We start from the raw sequence: 18997 nt of genomic DNA, 5'->3' as shown, positions 1-18997 counted from the left end.
AGGGAACACCGAATGAGATCGCTTGGTCGTTTCTATCTGATCGTCGTACTGGTCTTCCTCTACACGCCGATCCTCGTGATGATGGCGATGGGCTTTAACGCCTCGCCTCTCTACGAACTGCCGTTCAGCTTCTCGACCCGCTGGTACGAGGCGCTCTGGAACAACAGCATCCTGCTCACTGCTGGCATGAACAGCATCATCATCGCCATCATTACGGCGGTTGTCGCAACCACGCTTGGCACCATGGCATCTGTTGCCCTGTCGCGCAGCACGTTTCGTGGCAAGAGCTTCCTGCAGATCATGCTGCTGCCGCCGATCGCCATTCCATGGCTGATCACCGGCACGGCGATGCTGATCTTCTTCTACTGGACCGGTATCGGCCGCGGCATGCACGCGATTATCATCGGTCACGTTGCCCTTGCCATCCCTTATGTGGTCCTGGTGGTGGGAACCGGCTTCCGGACAATCCGGGCCGATCTCGAAGAGGCAGCCATGAGCCTGGGGTCCACCCCCGTTCATGCGTTCTTCTCCGTCACCCTGCCGCTGCTTTACCCCAGCATCCTGGGCGCCGCCCTGTTTGCCTTCGCGGTCTCACTCGACCAGTTCGTGATTTCCTATTTTCTCGCAACGCCCGGCTTCACCACGCTGCCGGTTCAGATCTACTCCTCGATCCGCAAGGGCTTCACCCCTGAAATCAACGCCATATCGACCGTACTTCTACTCGGCTCGATGACCGTGATCCTGATTTTCGCGCGCTTCGCCAAGCCCGGAGACACCCGTGACAAACGTTAACGTCAATTCCGTCGCCAAGACCTACGGTACCACGCCGGTTCTGGCCGATATCACCACCGAATTCCCAGAGGGCTCGTTCACCAGCCTTCTTGGGCCTTCAGGCTCCGGCAAGACGACGCTCCTGCGCATCATCGCCGGCTTCATCAAGCCCAACCAGGGTGTGGTGACCATCGGCAGTAGGGATGTCACGAACGTACCCGTATGGGGCCGCAACATCGGCATGATGTTCCAGTCCTACGCGCTGTTCCCGCACATGACGATCGCCCAGAACGTGGCCTTCGGTCTCGAGCGGCGCGGCATCAAGGGTGCCGCAGCCCGTAAAGAAGTCGATCGCGCTCTCGAAATGGTTCGCCTGCCCGGCTTTGGCAATCGGATGCCAAAGCAGCTTTCGGGCGGTCAGCAACAGCGTGTAGCGCTGGCACGCGCCATTGTCATCAAGCCGAGCGTGCTGCTGCTTGACGAGCCGCTGTCCGCGCTCGACCGTAGGTTGCGGCAGGAGATGCAGGTCGAACTGCTGCGGATCCAGCGCGAGAGCGGCCTGACGACGATCTTCGTCACCCACGACCAGGAAGAAGCTCTGACGCTGTCCGACAAGGTAGCCATTCTCGACAAGGGCCGTATCGTTCAGATCGGCGCGCCCGAGACTGTCTACGAGAAGCCTCTGACGCGTTTCGCCGCGGAGTTTCTGGGTGATTCCAACTTCCTTGTCGGCACCGTCGAGAACGGTGCGGTGCGGCTTTCCGACGGCACGACGGTGCGCAGCGCAAGCCCCCTGCCCGGCAATGGGACCAAGGTCACGCTAGCAGTGCGCCCGGAGAAGATGTCGATCTCGGCGGGGAATGCCGAAGGCAACAGCCTCACGGCGCGGATCACCACGGTCATCTACGCTGGACCGGTGCTCTCCTATCTCCTGGAGACCAAAGACGGTCTGCCACTAAAACTCTTCGTTCAGAACCGAGACGGCACCGTCCTCAAGGAAGGTGACAGCGTGACGCTGAACTGGTCGCCGGAACACACCGTCTGCGTTGTGGATTGACAATGACGAGGGCACCGTTGTCCCATAACACGTTGCATGTCGTCATCGACATGCAACGGCTCTTCGCCGAGGAAACGCCCTGGTTTACGCCAGCCCTCGCAGGCATCGTGCCGAATGTGCAGCGGCTTGCCGAGGCCAGGCCTGAAAGGACGGTCTTTGCCCGCTTCATCGTCGCGCAACGTCCCGAGAAGGCGAAAGGCCGATGGCAAGCCTATTATGAGCGCTGGAAAACGATAACTCTCGACGAACTCGATCCGGTGATGCTGGATCTCGTTGCACCGCTGGCTGCGCTCGCGCAGCTGGGGTCAATCGTCGACAAGGAAACCTTTTCGATCTTCGGAGCGCCCGGCTTTATCGATCGTCTTGATAGCGAAGGCGTCGATACGCTTGTGTTCACCGGTGTCGAGACTGATGTCTGCGTGTATGCGAGCGCATTGGACGCGATCGATCTCGGCTACAGGGTGGTCCTCGCCAGCGACGCTCTGGCGAGCGGCGACATCATGGCACATGAGATGGTACTGACGCGTCTGGCACCGAGGTTTTCGGAGCAGATTGAAATTTTGACAACTGAAGCCATTCTGGGTTTGTGGACTGTATGACGTTGATTTGGATTGCCCGATTCGGCGGCAGCAAGCCCGGCTGAGAGACAAGATGGATATTCCACTCAAGGACAAGACCCGGGGAGCGAAGGGTGCAGATATGGCAGCGAAACCGAACCACACCCAATATGCACTGGGCGAGCAGATCGGCTTCTTCCTGCGCCAGGCGAACCAACGCCACGTCTCGATCTTCGCCAGCCTGATCTCCGAGAAGCTGACGACCACCCAATGGGCGGCGCTCGTCAAGCTCAAGGATCTGCAGCCCTGCTCGCAAGGTAATCTCGGCCGCGAAACCGCAATGGACATGGCGACCATCAAGGGGGTCGTCGACCGCCTCGTCAAGCGTGGCCTGGTGCACACCGCGCCCGACCCCGCAGATGCACGACGCCTGGTCTTGACACTGACCGACGAAGGCGAGGCCACTGTAGAGCGTAATCTCTCCATTGCGCTGGAGATTTCGCAAGAGACCCTGGGGCCGCTGACAGCTGCCGAGCGCATGATGCTGATGGAACTGCTCCAGAAGATCTGTTGACGGCATCACACGCGGTCCGCGCCCATTCACTCAGACGGAGGAAGACACACCATGCCCGGAGCGGACGATGGGGAAATCAGAGCGCTGGTCACCTCCATGACCACGAATGAGAAAGTCGCTCTCGTCAGTGGCCAAGGCCTCTGGAGAACTGCCGCAATCGAAAGGCTGGGGATCGACTCAATTCTGATGACGGATGGCACCTACGGCGTGCGCTACTCGACAACCCAGATAGATGCCGGCACCGGCGATGAAGAAAGTCTCGCCGCATTCCTCGACCTGATTAACCAACAGGCCGACGATAAAGGCGGCATGTTCGGCACGACGCGACCGGCCACCTGCTTTCCGAACGGCAATCTCGTCGGCTGTTCCTGGGATGTGGACCTGCTGTATCGCATGGGCGAAGCGCTTGCCCTCGAATGCCGCAGCCTGGGAATTCATCTCCTGCTCGGACCGGGTATCAACACACGAAGGACGCCGCTCGCCGGCCGCGCCTATGAATACTACTCGGAGGATCCGGTCATCAACGGCGATCTTGCCGGCGCTCTGATTTCCGGCCTGCAGGACAACGGTATCGGTGCCTCGCTGAAGCATTTTGCCTGCAACAACTCGGAAATCGATCGGACAACGACAAGTTCCGATGTGGATGAACGGGCTCTGCGGGAGATCTATCTCGTAGGCTTCGAGCGGGCGATCCTGAAGAGCCCGCCCTGGACCGTGATGAGCGCCTATAATCCGGTGAACGGCGTTCAATCGGCGGAAAGCCACTGGTTGCTGAAACACATCCTGAGGGATGAATGGGGATATGACGGGCTTATCCTGTCTGATTGGCACGCGATCAAGGATCGGCCCGCATCGCTTAAAGCCGGTACGGACCTCGACATGCCGGAAAGCAAACCTCGCAAGGCACGGCTTCTGTCGGCTATCGAAGATGGCAAAGTCGCCGACGACATACTCGATCGGGCTTGTGAACGGGTTATCGGCCTCGTCCGCCGCTGTCAGGCCGAGAGGCTGCCCGCAGCCCCTGTCGATCTGGACCGCCATCACGCCCTCGCCCAACAGATCGCAGCTGAGTCGATCGTGCTGCTGCGCAACGAACAGCAGACACTGCCGCTCGATGCGGCCGCTACCGGCGAGTTACTCGTGGTTGGCGATGGCGCGGTGGTCCCGACGATCCAGGGATCGGGGTCGGCGACGACCAATCCTTATCGCGTCGACAGCCCGTTGGAACGGATCGCAGCGCGTGCGGGAGAACATCTGAAGGTACGTTATGTGCCTTTCCCGACAGCGCAAGGTATTCCGACGGAGAGTGAAACACAAGCCGTTCTAGATGCTGCGACGACAGCGGACGCAGTCATCATCTTCACCGAGAACGAGAAGTCGCGCAACGGCGAAGGCAATGATCGCGACACCTTGAAACTGGCGGCCGGCCACGACAGCCTGATCCGCTCGCTCACTGAGGCCGGCCGGAAAGTAATCGTCGTTCTAACGACACCGGATGCGGTCGAAATGCCGTGGCTGGCTGCCACGCAGGCCGTGCTGGCCTGCTTTTATCCTGGCCAGGGCGGCGGCGACGCGATTGCCCGCATTCTGTTCGGCGAACAGAACCCTTGCGGAAAACTGACGACGACGATGCCCATCCGCATCGAGGACATTCCCGGTTGGCACACCTATCCCGGTGAGAACAGCCGGCATGACTACAGCGAAGGAATTTTCGTCGGCTATCGCTTCTATGACCTCAAGGCAGTGACGCCCCTGTTCCCCTTCGGTCATGGCCTAAGCTACACGCGTTTTTCTTACGAGAGCATGGCACTCGACAGGCAGGAAATCGGCCCGTCGATGGGCTGCAGGGTGAGCGTCACCATCTGCAACATCGGCGAAGTGGCTGGCAAGGAAATCGTCCAACTCTACGTCCGTCCGGTAAAGCCCGGCCTCCGGCGGCCGATCCGGGAACTCAAGGCGTTTACCAAGGTCGAGCTTCAACCGGGCGAAGCCAAGGTCGTGACCCTGGCGCTTTCCGCTCGGGATTTCCAATATTTCGATACCGCGCGCGGTGCATGGGTGCTCGATGCAGAAGCTTTCATCATCGAGGCGGCGGCTTCCTCGCGCGATATCCGCCTCCAAAACCGACTCGCTTGCCGTTCCGAGCGCTTCCCTCCGGCAGCCCTTTCCGCGCTTTCGCCGCCAGCGCTAGTATTCGCGAATGAACGGGCGATACCTGCGTTGAGAGAATTGCTGGCGAGGAAGCTCCGCATCTCCGGCGATGAAGCGATGGCCATCCTCGAAAAGCTCAACGGCTCTTTCCTGGGCTTCTACGATACCTTGAGCTGGTATGTCGGTGACGCGATCAACGAAGCTGACATCACAGCGCTCTTTGACACCCTGAATCGAGCGCCTTGACGGAAGCTGTAGCTTTACTCACCCAGACCTTGAGGGTCAGCCCACGTGACGGCGGATTAAGCTAGTTTTCTTCAGTCATCTGGAATATTTGCAACAGAGCCCGTTCAAAAACGGTGCATGGCGCCAATGATCTGAATGCACCAACAGTGATCACCACCGGCCTCAGACATCGAAGAAGTTAAAGTGGAACGCGCTGACACCCATCAAAGCATGTTGCGCGCCGGAGACATCCGCGCCGTTGTAGGTAGCACCATCCAAATACAGATTTCGGTCGGTGGTGGGTGTCCCGCCCCACGCGTCGTTCAGGAACGTCACGCTCGCGTCATGGACACCTTTGTCCCAATCACCCTGCACCACCAAGTGATCTGACTGGCCAGAGCCGTGAAGAAAGTGCGCCGTCTGTATATCACCGATTTGCTTTCCGTCGACGGTAACCCTGTACTGGGCGTCGCCAAGATAGGCATCCTCGCTGATCAACAAAACGAGTTTGTCGGCTCCGGTACCGATCGTGGTCCCGCCGCTCGCTGGCGGAGGAACGGTTACCGGAGGTGTCGGAGCGGTAGCGGGAGGGTCAGAAACTATATTGAAGTGGAATGCACTGACACCCATCAAAGCATGCTGCGCGCCGGAGACATCTGCGCCGTTGTAGGTAGCACCATCCAAATACAGATTTCGGTCGGTGGTGGGTGTCCCGCCCCACGCGTCGTTCAGGAACGTCACGCTCACGTCATGGACACCTTGGTCCCAATCACCCTGCACCACCAAGTGATCTGACTGGCCAGAGCCGTGAGGAGAGTGCGCCGTTTGTATATCACCGATTTGTATTCCGTCGACGGTAACCCTGTACTGGGCGTCGCCAAGATAGGCATCCTCGCTGATCAACAAAACGAGTTTGTCGGCTCCGGTACCGATCGTGGTCCCGTCGCTCGCTGGCGGAGGAACGGTTACCGGAGGCGGCGGAGTGGTAGCGGGAAGGTGAGAATACACGCGGATATAATCGATCTGCTCTGAAATCGGCGCTTTGGTAACATCCGCATTGTTATTGGGATCGTCCTGCGTGGCCAGATCGGCCAAGAGATACATTGGCCCATGCATATCACTGGGTGTGGCCTTCGTTCCCATAAGCTGACCATCGACGTAGAAGCCTAGGGTATCGGCGTTCCAATCCAATCCATATGTATGAAAACCGGATGGCTGAGCGAGCTCGCTATAGACCTGCAAATTTTGTTGCCAGTTAAGATTCGGCGCGGCATCGGTCGTGTGAATACCGCTATATATGCCCTTCTCGAAACTTCCATAGTTTTCGACGACATCAAGTTCCTGCCAGTGCCCGGCATTATTGGGATCGGCTATCATATGGTCCGGTAGAAGCCAGAATGCGGCCCATGCTCCCGGAAGGTTCGAGAAATCAGCCCGCATCTCGAAGTAGCCATATGTTTGCGAAAAATGCCCTTGCGTCGTGATCAGGCCGGACTCCCAGCTGCCGGGGAAGCCGGATGCGGTGCGGTCGGGCACGGCCGTAATCGTCAACACACCGTTGTTCACCTCGAAAGGATCGTAACCCGACGAAGGGTCAACGAATGAAGAATGACCAAAGCCGATATCGGAATTGGCGTCATAGCGCCATTGCGGACGGATATCGGCCCAAGTCGTGCCGTTACCAGTCTGAGAAATGCTGCGTGTGTTGAACTCGTCGTCAAACGTCAGTTGGTATTGGGTAAGATCGATCGTAGACATCTCTACCTCCACGACAAATTGGTCCGCTCCGGTTTTCGCCATTGCGTGGACCGCCAACATGCAATGCCAACAAAATGCAAATACGCGACAATACAGGGGGGTACTATATCCCCCTGTCCGATGGCACCCTCGTCAAATTGACGCTGCTGCCTCTCGGCTCATCCCCAAAGGGCCTTAACTCCGCTGCTTATGCAAACAGAAAATCATGCGCCAGCAGCGCATGCTGACTGTGCACGACCACACCACCCGTACCGAATGCAATCGTGGTGTCGTGCGTAACTGGATCGAACGCTGAGATAATATTAAGCTGACTGAAGTCTTTGATTCCCAGTGCCGAGACGTCGATATGGTCGACTCCCCAATTCGATCCTGGGCCGCAAGCGCCTTGACCAAAATCCTCGATTTTGTCACTGCCGTTACTGGGCTTGAATATAAACGTATCATTTCCACCTTCGGCGTGGCCGACCATTACCTGTGCATCACCCCACATGTCCTCGTTGCCGTTGCCGCTGATCAGGGTGTCGTTGCCGCCATGGGAATTACCGGACATCTTCACCGCGTCGCCAATCAGAGTAATAGGCCCGTCCGTGTGACGAACCGCAGAGACGTTCAGTACGTCGTCGCCTCCATGCGCATGGCCCGACATCGTTTGCGCATCGCCTATGAGTATATCATTCGCGGTTTGTTGCGCCTTAACAATAAGACTGTCATCGCCACCACGGGCATTATCCGACATGCTATTCGCATCGCCATAGGCCAGAACGGCCCCGACGGAAGCAACGTTCATTGTATCGTTGCCGCCGATGGCATGATCGCGGAGATCACCACCAGCATCGCCGTAAAACGTTACGCTGTCTTCGAGGCCTGTACTAAGAACATCATTGCCGCCATGCGCATGGCCGGACATGTTCTTGCCCGCATCGCCGTAGAATGTAACGAAGCCCTCGGAGCTACCGTCCGTGACTGTGTCGTTGCCGCCGACAGCATGATCCTTCATGTTGCCGCCAGCGTCGCCATAGATTGTGAAAGTGTTCTGAAACGCAGAAAGCTGAAACGTATCGTTGCCTCCCGCCGCGTGCCCTGACATATCCTTTCCGGCGTCACCATACATGGCGACTGTGATGTTGGTTGGGCTTGGAGCTACGCTGAAAACGTCGTTGCCGCCTTTAGCACCGTCAGAGAGGCTTCCTCCCGCGTCCCCATACAAATTGGTCGTAGTACTGCTTGATCCGGTTATCTGGACGAACAGAAAATCGTCGCCACCGATCGCGTGATCAGCGATATTTCTGACGGCATCGCCATAAAAGCTGCCCGAGCCATGTATGGTCAGATTATCGTTGCCGCCCGTGGAGTGATCCAACAGGCTGCCTCCGGCATCCCCGTAAAGGATGTTCGTCGAATCCGGCGCTATCAATATATCGTCCGAGCCGATTTGATGATCGGTTAAATTCGCCGTTGTTATGGGAATTACTTTAACCATCTCGGCCCCTCCAAGCTTAAATGAAATTTCACCTTGCGACCGAACCCCCCTGAAATCAAGGGTCAAATCAAGCTCGCCCCCTATCCTATTGATCCTGCAGACTAGGTTTTTTAGCTGCAGCGAACTAAGCGAAGCGAAATAGGAGCGCGCAGCGCTATTCTTCGCGAAAGGCTCGCGCCATCTGATCTGCCATCGGCTTCGTTAGATAGGTCAATACTGTTCTTTCGCCGGTCTGCAAGAAGGCCTCGACCGGCATCCCGGAGACGGGCGTCAGCTTTCCGAGCCGCGCCCACTCTTCCTTCGATATGCTGGCGCGAAGGACGTAATAACTTGCACTGGAATGCTGGTCAGTAGTCGGCTCGGCCGAGATCTTGGTGATTTGCGCGTTCAGTTGAGGCGTATCCCGCTGATTGAACGCTGAAAACCTGAGCATGACCGGCTGCCCGACGGTCACCTGGTCGATATCCTGCGGCGACAGTTTAAGCTCGGCGACAAGCGCATCCCGATCCGGCACAATCTGCATAATGGTTTCTCCGGGCGATATCACGGCACCCGCCGCATGCACGCTCAGATGATCGATGATACCGGCCTGTGGTGCTCTTATGTCGATCCGCTTCAGATCATCCTTTGCGGCGACCAGTCGCTCCATGAATTGCCCGGTGTCGCTCTGCGTTTGACGCAGTTGCTCCGAAACCTCGGCGCTGTGATCGTCGTCAACTTGCGTGATTTGCAGCTCCGTCTCGGTCATCTTGCCTTTCGCCTGTGCGATGCTTGAAACGAGATTACCGAGTTCTCCGGTCAAGCTGGCACTTTCGCGCTGTAGCGCATAGACCTTCGCCGCAGGGATGATGCCCTTATCGAACAGCCCTTGAAGGCTGGAAAGCTCCTTGGCGATCAGATCGATCTCCCTGCGCTTGCCATTCTCTTGCGCAACCAGACCCTCCACCTCCTGGCTCAGTTGCTGGATACGCTCGCTCAGCTGTGATTTGCGGCTTTGCCTGGATGCCAATCGATCTTCGAACAGACGCGTCTCGCCGGCGATCGTGCGCGAGACTTCGTCTTCGTCGGCCCGCGAAAGCAGTTCCGCCGAAAAGGCGATCGCTGGCGCGCCGTCGCGTTCCGCTACCAGCCGCGCCGTTCTCGCGGACAGTTCATCCAATCGTTTTCGTATGATCGCGAGATTGGCGTTCGTTTGCGTATCGTCGAGATGGATCAAAAGCTGCCCAGCATCGACACGATCACCGTTTTTGACTTGAATGTCGCCGACAACTCCCCCTTTGAGATGCTGAACTGATTTTACATAGCTGTCGACCGCAAGCGTTCCGGGGGCAATGACCGCACCCGAGATCTCGGTGGTCGCAGCAAGGCCACCTATCACGCCGACGAGCAGGACGATCGTCCCAAACGCCGCAACGGAAAGCCGGCGTATCGAACGCTCGCTGGGTGACGGCTGCGCTGTGCTCATGATCCGGCGTCCTCGCCGGCGACCATCAGCCGGACCGCACTCTGTTTGATTGGTTGCTTCACCGGCTTTCCGAGGACCATGTCCTTAGGTCCAAACGCCTGCAGCCGTCCCGCGGCTATGACCATCAACATGTCGGCCGCCACCAAAGCGCTCGGCCGGTGGGCGATGACCATTGCGATGCCGCCCCGCGCACCAACGCCGAGGAGAGCTTGGGTCAGAGCCGCATCGCCTTCTGCATCGAGATTGGAATTGGGTTCATCCAGCACCACCAAAAACGGATCGCCATAGAGCGCTCGCGCAAGCGCAATACGCTGCCGCTGCCCAGCGGAAAGCCGGGAGCCCCCCTCCCCGATCATCGTATCGAAGCCCTGCGGCAGTTCTACGATCATGTCATAGACGCCGGCAGACTTTGCAGCAGCGACAACCAATTTCGATGAAGGCTGCTTTTCAAAACGGGCGATGTTCTCAGCAATCGAACCATCGAAGAGGCTGACATCCTGTGGAAGATAGCCGATGTGGCGCCCAAGTTCCGAGGGATCCCATTGCGCGAGAGCGGCGTGATCAAGGCGTACCGCGCCGATCGTCGTCGGCCAGAGGCCGGTGACCGCGCGGGCAAGGGACGACTTTCCCGAGGCGCTGGGACCAATGACCCCCAATATGGTCCCGGCCGATATGTCAAACGAGATGTTACGAAGGATGAGTTCACGGCTTCCCGGGGAGGCGAGGCTCAGACCGTCCACCGTCAATTTTGATCTGGGTGCCGGCAAGCTGATGCTCCGCTCTCCAGCAGGCAGGATTTCAAGCAGTTTGACAAGGCGCAACCAGCTTTGCCGGGCGGCAACGAATGCCTTCCATTGGCCGATAGCAAGCTCCACCGGTGCGAGCGCCCGGCTAACCAGGATCGAGCTTGCGATCATGATGCCACCCGTCGCTTCCTGCCGGATGACGAGGATTGCGCCGACCGCAAGCACAGCAGACTGAAGCATCATGCGAAGGATGCGGGAGGTGGTCGTCAGGATTCCGGTTACGTTGGCGGCGGCAAGTTGATTTTCGAGATAGGCGCCGTTCAGATCGGCCCATCGCTCCGCCATCCGACCGACGAAACCCATTGCGACAACCGCTTCCCAGTTTCGTCGTGCACCTTCAGCAAAAGCAAGGCGCGCTGCCGACTGTTTGGCCGCCTCGGCTGCCGGACGTTGCGACAAAATCTCGGCAAGAACGGTCAGAACGATGAGGACGATGGCACCGCAGGTCGCGGTCAGCCCGATCCAGAAGTGGAAAAGAAAGCACAATCCGAGATAAAGCGGTATCCATGGCAGGTCGAACAGGGCGATCGGACCGGTGCTGGAGAGAAAAGATCGAACTCTGTCCAGATCGCGAACCGACTGCATTCCATCGCCTGCCGCCGGCATTACTTGTGGTTGAAGCACCAGCGAGGCAAAGACCTTACCGTTCATCCGCTCGTCCAGCGCCACGCCAACGTGCGCCAGGAGCATCGAACGCAGCAGCTCAAGAGCGCCGTGAAACACAAAAAGGGTTGCAGCGATGATCGCAATACCGACCAGTGTCGAAAGGCTGTGGCCGGGAATGACCCGGTCGTAGACCTGAAGCATAAAAAAGGAACCTGTCAGGGCCAGTACGCTGATTACGGCACTCGTAATCGCGATGCTGAAGAACGCCTTTCGAAGGGACGTCAGCACCGCCATCAGAAATGTTCGAGGCAATTTTTTCGACGGAAGAGCCATGTAGCTTCAGTCCTTCATTTATCGCCGCCCGAGGATAAATATCGAAATTGATTATTATTACGAAACTACATGTATATCTATTCACAAATACAGCAAAATATCCAATTCTTATTTGCATATACAACTTAAAAGTCGATCTGAAGTGCAACACAACTCGGCGCGCGACTCGCCACGTCTACTGGAAGCGACACTTTTGAGATGAAAACTGGCCGCGACTCTGGTGCACAAGTCTATCAAACAGTGGCTGACATGGTGGTGTTCCGCTGCAGGCAAACGCGTTCGGAAGATGATCTAAGCTCTTGATGGGGATCGAACTGTCGAACCCGACTTTGAGAAAGTTCTTCATCTCAAATTTTTCGATAGCATACATCGGCTTGATCTCGATGGAATGCCGGAGGCCGAGAACGGAATGTCAGCTTATGATCGCAAGCCATAGTGATAGAACAGCCTCTGGACTAGCCGCCCAGCTTTGCCGATGCGAACTTACTTCCGGCAGGTGTCGCAGATTCACTCTTCTCGTGATGGCGATCATCCATTTCTCCCCACTATGGTTTCCTTGAACAGAGCGAGGTTGCGGATCCCTCCGGCTTAACAGCCACTATACACTTTAGAGATCCTACGGGCTCGCAACGCCTGTGGGAGCAGAGTTCACATTTGCAATTCTCGCTGCCAACTGAACATAGAAAGTATAATGTCATAATGATATTGTCATCATGGGAGAAAATTGGGAGGATTAACGTGGACAATTTCTTTATCACAAGAAATTTCGATTGGGGTTTACGGAGATCGTCTCATGCCGATCGAGCGCTTAATCTCATAACAAGGCGCTTCGGCGTCGAATCGCGAACCGCTTCTTTTGTCGATGCGGCCTTATACCGGATAACAGGCATGAAATTTTCTGCTGTGCATTCAGGTGTTTCCACCAATGTCGAGCAGAGAATGAACATGTTCCATCTGGTCTCCCAGACACTCGCCTATGACGTGGAGGGAGACCTGGTGGAGGTTGGCTGCAATCAGGGCCAGTCCTCCGTGCTGATCGCAAAGGTGATCAGCGATTTCGGATCTTCAAAGCAGCTTCATGTTTTCGATAGTTTCGAAGGCCTTCCACCGGCGAGCGATGTGGATGGCGCTTCCTACAGGGAGGGCGATCTCGCGACCTCGGAAGAGGTTCTGGTTCACAATTTCAAATTGCATGGATTACGCCTCCCGATAATTCACAAAGGCTGGTTCAAGGATACGTTGGCCGATGGGCTACCAAAAAAGATAAGCTTCGCCTATCTGGATGGAGATCTCTACGACTCGATCATGATCAGCCTGGAAAATGTTTATCCGCGGCTTTCGAAAGGTGGGATTTGTCTTGTCGATGACTATTGCGACACCGAGATCAATCCGGACGGATGGAACTATCTTCCCGGCGTAAAAAAGGCCTGTGACGATTTCCTGTGCGACAAGCCCGAACAGATGTCCTACATCTATTCAGGGGCATTCACGCATGCCTTTTTCCGCAAGCATTGAATGCCGGCGTCTTTCGCGATCAACATGACATGCTCTTCGCACGGCAAATCACTGACTTTTACGATTGTTCCATCTATTCCGTGCGTAGGCGTCCGCCTATATCCGACATGTTTCTGAGGGTATGATCCTCGCCCTATTCCTGCAATGGCGAGGATCGGAAGATCCGGCACTTTCCGATTGCATTACCTCGCAAAGCGTTCCGGCCGGAAGGAAGCCAGAAGCGGATGCCGTTTGCCGGTGGCGATCTCATCGGCAAGCAACTCGCCCGCGATCAAGCCGAGAGTAGCACCGCTATGGCTGAAAGCGACGAAGTACCCCGGGATCGCCTGCAATTCGCCGAATACCGGCTCGCCATCGCCCGGAATAGGTTTGAGGCCGACGCCGTAGTCACCGATCTCGAGCTTCGGATTCCCTTCCAGCACCTTGGAGGCTTCAAGCAGCAAGCCTTCGAGCGTTGAGGGCTTGATTTCGTAGCTACCGTCGACATTTTTGATCACCTCTTCCTCCGACCAGGCCGAATCCAGCGCAAAGGCGCCGTCGGGTGTGGGGCGGATGGCGACGCGCGGCGTGTTGAGGACCGCCTTCAGCGGGTGCTTGATCGGCTTTGTGCGAACGAGAAGCGCAATTGGGGTGTCATCACCGATATGCTGGCCTGCCTCCGCAACGATCGCCGGCACTTCACCACCAGCCGCCAGCAGCACGGCATCCGCGGCCCAATCGGCACCGTTCGCTGTCGTAACGCCCGTAGCGCGGCCATTCCGCACATTCACCGTTGCCCGGCCGGCATCGGTGACGACTTCGCCGCCCAGTGACCGGAACTCCTCGGCAAGAACACCGATCAGCGATGGCAGGTCGACCCAACCCTCCCCCGGATTGAAGATCGCTCCCTGTCTGGTCACCGAGCCGGCATCGACGCCAGGCGTCGCCTTGGCGATCTGATCGGGCGTCAGCAACAGCGCGTGATAGGCAAGGTCACGCTCATACTCGAAAACGGCGGCAATGTCGTTGCCGGCATCATCAGCATCCCAGGTGAGACCACCATCGAAGCGCAGCCAAGCCGCATCCGGATATTTGGCGGAAAGTGTACGATAACGGTCGATCCCAGCCAGGCGCAGCCGATGATAGGCGTCGGACCGACGCCTTGCGGAATTGAGCCAGGCGAGTGAGCGGCCGGATGCGCCATTTGCCAAAGGACCGTCATTGATCAGCGTTGTTTGAACGCCAAGCCGAGCCAGATGAACGGCCGTGGAAACTCCGAAGATACCGCCGCCGACGACAACGACTTTCGAAGGGCGAGTGGAAGCATGCATGTTGGGAAACCTTGTCAGTTTGAATGTTGCAATCGAAAGGCCGTCGGAAGTCTCGCCGACCCTGTTTGTCAGAGAACCTCAGCGAGGAAGCGCTTCAGGCGTTCGCTTTGCGGACTGTCGAAAATCTGTTGCGGCGTGCCGGCTTCGACGACGTGGCCTTCATCCATGAAGACGACCTGGTCGGCCACCCTGCGGGCAAATCCCATTTCGTGGGTGACGACCGCCATGGTCATCCCCTGGCGTCCGAGATTGGCCATCAAATCGAGAACGCCCTTCACCAGTTCGGGGTCAAGTGCGCTCGTAACTTCGTCGAAAAGGATGACTTCCGGATCCATGGCGAGAGCCCGGGCGATGGCGACGCGCTGCTGCTGGCCCCCGGAGAGGCCGGCGGGCCGATGGTCCTTGCGTCCGGCGAGCCCGACCTCGGCGAGGCGGCTTTCGGCGATCCGGCGAGCCTCGTTTCTTGGCATCTTCTTGATCTTCGTCAGCGACAGCATGACGTTTTCAAGCGCCGTGTGATCCGGAAAGAGATTGAAGTGCTGAAAAACCATGCCGACGCGGCGGCGCAGGCTTTCCGGCTTCATCGACAGAATGCTTTCGCCATCGAGCTGGATATCGCCGCGCTTTGGCTCCACCAAGCGGTTGATGCATCTGAGCAGCGTCGACTTGCCCGAACCCGACGGGCCGATAATGCAGGTTACGGTGCCTTTTTCTATATCGAGATCAATGCCCTTCAGCACTTCGAGGTCACCGTAGGACATGCTGAGATCGCGGATTTGAACGGCCCCGCCCTTGAAGCGCAAGGCGCCGGAAGCCTGAACATTCGAAGCCGCCTCGAGTTCGCCGACCTCGACAAGACCGCTTGTCGCACCGGAACTGCGGCCCTGCCGCCCAAGACGCAGGCGTGCATCGATATAGTTGACCAGGTGCGTCAGTGGAACGGTGATGACGAGGTAGAAGACGCCTGCCAGCAACAAGGGTGAGAGATTGCCGGTGACGACGGCCTGGTCCTGGCCGACGCGAAAAATCTCGCGCTCCGAAGCCAGCAATCCTAGAAAGTAGACAAGGCTCGAATCCTTGACGTTGCCGATGAACTGGTTGACGAGGGCCGGCAGGACGCGCCGTACGCCTTGAGGGATAATAATCAGCCGCATCCCCTGCCCGTAGCTCATGCTAAGCGCACGGCAGGCCTCCATCTGCCCACGTTCGACGCTTTGAATGCCGGATCGGAAGATCTCGCCGATATAGGCGCCGGCGATCAGGCTGAGTGCGATGATCCCCAGCGGAAAGGGCGACGGACCGAAGATCTCGCGGCCGATGCGGGCAAAGCCCTGGCCGATGATCAGGATCGTCACGATCGCCGGCAGGCCGCGAAATATATCGGTGTAGATGCGCGCCGGCAAACGCAGCCAGCGCGACTGCGAGATACCCATCACGGCCAGCACCATGCCGATCACAACGCCGAGCACAGTGGAGGCTGCCGCCAGGATAAGTGTGTTCTTCAGTCCGACCGTGATCATGCTCGGCAGGACTTCGGCCATCGCATTCCAGTCAAGAAAGCTGCGACGGAGGTTTTCAAGCCAATCCATTCAATTCCCCATGAAATTCGCGAGGCAGGTCAATGGCCGCCGCCCAGAGCACCCGGACGGCGGCGCAGCCTTATTTCTTGGGAAGATATTGATCGGGCATCGGCGAGCCGGGGAACCACTTCTCATAGAGCGTCTTCCAGGTGCCGTCCTGCATTGCCTCATGCAGCGCCTTGTTGAGCGCCAGACGGAAGGCGTCGTTGCCCTTGTGGACGACGAAGCCCGCCGGTGCGTCGAAGGATGGGATATTCACCGCGATTTTCAGCGCGGGATAGCGTTCGCCATATTGCTTGGCGGCTTCATAGTCGAGGAAATGCGCGTCGATGGTACCGTTGTTCAGCGCCGCCACGGCGGAATTGTTGTCCGGAAACTTGACGAGATCGGTGCCGGCAAAATTCTTCGTCGCATAGATCTCCTGCAGCGTGCCCTGCACAACGCCGAGGCGCTTGCCCTTGAGGCCGGCTGCATCCTTGATCGAGGCATCCGATGTCAGAACCGAGAGATAGCCGGCGAGATAACCATCGGAGAAATCGACCGTCTTCTTGCGTGCCTCGGTGGTTCCGATTGCGGCAACGGCGACGTCGAAACGCTGGTTGGCAACGGAGGGCAGCAAGGCCGAGAATTCCTGGCCGGTGAACGTCACCTTGTCCTTGGGAAAGCCCATGCGCGAAACGACGTTCAGAAAGAGTTCGATATCGAAGCCGGTGAATTGGCCGTCGGCCGTTGTGAAGGTGTAGGGCTTGGAATCTCCCATCGTGCCGACACTGATGACGTTCGGATCGATCAGATTATAGGGATTGTCGGCCGCAACTGCTGGGACCGCGCTTGCTGCGACGAGGCAGGCCAGCAGGCCGGCGCCCAAGGGCAAGGCAAAGGCCGAGAATATGGCAGATAGTTTCATGTTCGTTCTCCGCTCTGAAGGATGCTCTTATTGGCATTCATGGATGCGCGCCCATCCCTCACCCATACATCGGAAAGAGGTCATCTGGACAAGAGACCGGTTTCATATTAAAAGAGACCGGTCTCATTTTTATTTGTTACCGTGAGATTGACCGTCCGTCAACAACTCTTGTAATCGTCATCGAATGGAAGAATCCCTCACCTCGAAACGCTCCGTCACTGTCGCCGATGTCGCAAGAGCCGCGAATGTCTCAAAGGCGACTGCGGCGCGCGTACTCGGCGGCTATGGCGTTGTCAGCGACAGGGTTCGCGAGCAGGTGCTAGCCGCGGCGACGGCACTCGAATATCGACCCAACGAACTCGCCCGCAGCATGACCACAGGCAAATCCGGCATCATCGGGGTTGTGGTCGGCGATATAGAGAATGCTTTCTTCAGTCTCGCCGTCAGAGGGATCAGCGATGTCGCACGCATGGCTGGTTTCAACGTCATCATCGCCAATTCCGGCGAGGAGATCGAGGCGGAGAAGTCAGCGGTCGACCTGCTCATTGGCAAGCGTGTCGATGGATTGATCGTAACACCGGCACGATGCGATCGGATGGAGCATCTCCAGGATATACGCCGCGTCGGCGTGCCGCTCGTTCTATTTGACAGAACCATTCCGGAACTAGGCGTCGATGCGGTCACCGGTGATGATTTTGACGCTGCCGCGAGCGCGACCCGCCATCTTATCGACATGGGGCATCGGCGGATCGCCTATATATCGGCGATGGATGCTGAGAGCGAATTCCTTGACGATATCAGCAGCATTTCCAATTCCGCGGTGCGCGAACGCGTGGAAGGGGCTCTGAGGGAGCAAGCCGACGCCGGCATAGAGGAGGCTCGGCATTACGTGCGTCTCGGCGCCACGGACCAGCCGAAAACGGATGGTGTCGTCGAGCGCCTGTTGCAAGACGCAGCACCCCCAACCGCCCTTATCGCTTCGGACAGTCTCGTCGGCCTTAGAGTTTTCAAGTCTCTGCAAACCCTCGGGTTATCGATACCGCGCGACATCTCGATGATTTCGTTTCTGGACGCCGATTGGACGACCGTCACGACACCGCCGATCACCGTCATCGACCAGCCTGTCTACGAGATGGGCAAGGAGGCGGCCGAACGGCTGATTTCGCGCCTGAGCGGCAAGGACATTCCTGTCGGACGCGCTACCATAAAGACAAGTCTGATTCCGCGCGGATCAGTCGCCTCGCTGTCTCGCAGCGACCATTAGCGCTGGACTGACGCAACTCGGCCAACTCGGCCGCCGCGACGATATCAAACATTGCGTGCTCCTTTCGTTATATTCCATGCTCGAAGGAACTTTTAGCTCGCCGATCGAGTTGCTTGGATCGGAGTTAGGAGGATCATCAGATATGGAAATGCAACGGTCTTTCGAACGGCGCCGGCCGACCAGAGGCGTCCCCTATAGTCTGTCGGATTTCCAGAAGAAATACGGACTCGATGACGCGACGGCCGAGGACCTGTTCGTTCGGTTCGGCCCTTCTTCGATCGAGCTTGATCTGCTCATGGCGGCGAAGCGCAAAACACTTTCCTTCGATGAACTGACGAACGAGATGCCCTTACGATCAGCTTGTCCGAAGGAAACCAATCCGTCTTCAGGAACGAGGAGAAACTTCAACGGCCGGCAACGAAGAACAAAATGACGAAAAGCGCCGCGAGCGCGCCTACAGGATTTGGGAGGAAGAGGAGGCCAGAGAGCTGCCATCTCGACAACTGGCAATGGGGAGGAACCACATTGACCACGACCCTTAGTCTAGAGCGCGTCCATTGAACGCGGAATCGGATTGAGGATTCCGTTGTCCGTTGATTTCTGATTCCATTGTCCGACTGGTGATTTGGTCGGAGGCA

General features: G+C 57.5%; 15 protein-coding genes. 8 read left to right on the top strand and 7 right to left on the bottom strand.

Features of this window, described 5'->3' with window-relative positions; all coding sequences use genetic code 11:
- Window positions 1–12: 12 nt before the first annotated feature.
- The 5 genes from FHX05_RS18455 to FHX05_RS18435 all read left to right on the top strand — a co-directional run bounded on the left by FHX05_RS18455 (window position 13) and on the right by FHX05_RS18435 (window position 5356).
- Complete coding sequence (locus FHX05_RS18455) at window positions 13–792, top strand: ABC transporter permease (RefSeq protein ID WP_112336078.1); 780 nt, start codon at window positions 13–15, stop codon at window positions 790–792.
- A complete protein-coding gene (locus FHX05_RS18450; RefSeq protein WP_183873629.1) occupies window positions 779–1828 on the top strand; it encodes an ABC transporter ATP-binding protein in 1050 nt (349 codons plus the stop codon). Before FHX05_RS18455 ends, FHX05_RS18450 begins: the two co-directional genes overlap by 14 nt.
- 2 nt (window positions 1829–1830) lie before the next feature.
- A complete protein-coding gene (locus FHX05_RS18445) occupies window positions 1831–2427 on the top strand; it encodes a cysteine hydrolase (RefSeq protein ID WP_183873627.1) in 597 nt (198 codons plus the stop codon).
- 100 nt (window positions 2428–2527) lie between these two features.
- Window positions 2528–2959 (top strand): MarR family transcriptional regulator, encoded by a 432-nt coding sequence (locus FHX05_RS18440; protein WP_246699036.1) that lies wholly within the window; start codon window positions 2528–2530, stop codon window positions 2957–2959.
- Between the two features lie 51 nt (window positions 2960–3010).
- Window positions 3011–5356, top strand: a complete 2346-nt coding sequence (locus tag FHX05_RS18435; RefSeq protein ID WP_183873623.1) for a glycoside hydrolase family 3 C-terminal domain-containing protein — start codon at window positions 3011–3013, stop codon at window positions 5354–5356.
- Window positions 5357–5518: 162 nt separating this feature from the next.
- Here the strand turns inward: FHX05_RS18435 and FHX05_RS18430 are convergent, their stop codons facing one another.
- From FHX05_RS18430 to FHX05_RS18415, 4 genes are all read right to left on the bottom strand, one after another.
- Window positions 5519–7093, bottom strand: coding sequence for a carbohydrate-binding domain-containing protein (locus tag FHX05_RS18430; protein ID WP_183873621.1), 1575 nt, complete (start codon window positions 7091–7093; stop codon window positions 5519–5521).
- Between the two features lie 187 nt (window positions 7094–7280).
- On the bottom strand, window positions 7281–8573 hold the full coding sequence (locus FHX05_RS18425) for a calcium-binding protein (RefSeq protein ID WP_112611535.1): 1293 nt from the start codon (window positions 8571–8573) through the stop codon (window positions 7281–7283).
- Window positions 8574–8727: 154 nt separating this feature from the next.
- Window positions 8728–10038: an HlyD family type I secretion periplasmic adaptor subunit gene (locus tag FHX05_RS18420; RefSeq protein ID WP_183873619.1), complete on the bottom strand. Its 1311-nt coding sequence runs from the start codon at window positions 10036–10038 to the stop codon at window positions 8728–8730.
- The gene (locus FHX05_RS18415; RefSeq protein ID WP_183873617.1) at window positions 10035–11783 is read right to left on the bottom strand and encodes a type I secretion system permease/ATPase; all 1749 of its coding nucleotides are present in this window, start codon (window positions 11781–11783) and stop codon (window positions 10035–10037) included. The genes FHX05_RS18420 and FHX05_RS18415 overlap by 4 nt, the downstream gene beginning before the upstream one ends.
- Before the next feature lie 654 nt (window positions 11784–12437).
- Here FHX05_RS18415 and FHX05_RS18410 point away from each other — a divergent pair.
- Complete coding sequence (locus tag FHX05_RS18410) at window positions 12438–13298, top strand: TylF/MycF/NovP-related O-methyltransferase (protein ID WP_246699001.1); 861 nt, start codon at window positions 12438–12440, stop codon at window positions 13296–13298.
- A gap of 182 nt (window positions 13299–13480) precedes the next feature.
- Here the strand turns inward: FHX05_RS18410 and FHX05_RS18405 are convergent, their stop codons facing one another.
- From FHX05_RS18405 to FHX05_RS18395, 3 genes are all read right to left on the bottom strand, one after another.
- Entirely contained in the window at window positions 13481–14608 is a 1128-nt protein-coding gene (locus FHX05_RS18405) for an FAD-binding oxidoreductase (protein WP_183873615.1), read from the bottom strand.
- Window positions 14609–14676: 68 nt separating this feature from the next.
- Window positions 14677–16197, bottom strand: a complete 1521-nt coding sequence (locus FHX05_RS30785; RefSeq protein ID WP_183873613.1) for an amino acid ABC transporter permease/ATP-binding protein — start codon at window positions 16195–16197, stop codon at window positions 14677–14679.
- Window positions 16198–16267: 70 nt separating this feature from the next.
- Window positions 16268–17095: an ABC transporter substrate-binding protein gene (locus FHX05_RS18395; protein WP_183873611.1), complete on the bottom strand. Its 828-nt coding sequence runs from the start codon at window positions 17093–17095 to the stop codon at window positions 16268–16270.
- A gap of 184 nt (window positions 17096–17279) precedes the next feature.
- Here FHX05_RS18395 and FHX05_RS18390 point away from each other — a divergent pair, with 184 nt between their 5' ends.
- Both FHX05_RS18390 and FHX05_RS18385 read left to right on the top strand, forming a co-directional pair.
- The gene (locus FHX05_RS18390; protein ID WP_112410187.1) at window positions 17280–18359 is read left to right on the top strand and encodes a LacI family DNA-binding transcriptional regulator; all 1080 of its coding nucleotides are present in this window, start codon (window positions 17280–17282) and stop codon (window positions 18357–18359) included.
- 142 nt (window positions 18360–18501) lie between these two features.
- Window positions 18502–18792 carry a hypothetical protein gene (locus FHX05_RS18385; RefSeq protein ID WP_183874446.1) on the top strand — a complete coding sequence of 97 codons (291 nt, stop codon included), beginning with the start codon at window positions 18502–18504 and terminating at the stop codon, window positions 18790–18792.
- Window positions 18793–18997 lie beyond the last annotated feature (205 nt).

The organism is Rhizobium sp. BK491, from assembly GCF_014194925.1.
Classification (GTDB): domain Bacteria; phylum Pseudomonadota; class Alphaproteobacteria; order Rhizobiales; family Rhizobiaceae; genus Rhizobium.
Note: the sequence above shows the minus strand (reverse complement) of the source record. Positions and strands in the feature narration are given on the sequence as shown.

Coding starts and splice junctions, on each gene's coding strand:
- FHX05_RS18445 (WP_183873627.1), top strand. CDS start 1,831: ATGACGAGGGCACCGTTGTCCCATAACACGTTGCATGTCGTCATCGAC.
- FHX05_RS18455 (WP_112336078.1), top strand. CDS start 13: ATGAGATCGCTTGGTCGTTTCTATCTGATCGTCGTACTGGTCTTCCTC.
- FHX05_RS18390 (WP_112410187.1), top strand. CDS start 17,280: ATGGAAGAATCCCTCACCTCGAAACGCTCCGTCACTGTCGCCGATGTC.
- FHX05_RS18420 (WP_183873619.1), bottom strand. CDS start 10,038: ATGAGCACAGCGCAGCCGTCACCCAGCGAGCGTTCGATACGCCGGCTT.
- FHX05_RS18405 (WP_183873615.1), bottom strand. CDS start 14,608: ATGCATGCTTCCACTCGCCCTTCGAAAGTCGTTGTCGTCGGCGGCGGT.
- FHX05_RS18425 (WP_112611535.1), bottom strand. CDS start 8,573: ATGGTTAAAGTAATTCCCATAACAACGGCGAATTTAACCGATCATCAA.
- FHX05_RS18385 (WP_183874446.1), top strand. CDS start 18,502: ATGGAAATGCAACGGTCTTTCGAACGGCGCCGGCCGACCAGAGGCGTC.
- FHX05_RS18395 (WP_183873611.1), bottom strand. CDS start 17,095: ATGAAACTATCTGCCATATTCTCGGCCTTTGCCTTGCCCTTGGGCGCC.
- FHX05_RS30785 (WP_183873613.1), bottom strand. CDS start 16,197: ATGGATTGGCTTGAAAACCTCCGTCGCAGCTTTCTTGACTGGAATGCG.
- FHX05_RS18435 (WP_183873623.1), top strand. CDS start 3,011: ATGCCCGGAGCGGACGATGGGGAAATCAGAGCGCTGGTCACCTCCATG.
- FHX05_RS18430 (WP_183873621.1), bottom strand. CDS start 7,093: ATGTCTACGATCGATCTTACCCAATACCAACTGACGTTTGACGACGAG.
- FHX05_RS18440 (WP_246699036.1), top strand. CDS start 2,528: ATGGCAGCGAAACCGAACCACACCCAATATGCACTGGGCGAGCAGATC.
- FHX05_RS18415 (WP_183873617.1), bottom strand. CDS start 11,783: ATGGCTCTTCCGTCGAAAAAATTGCCTCGAACATTTCTGATGGCGGTG.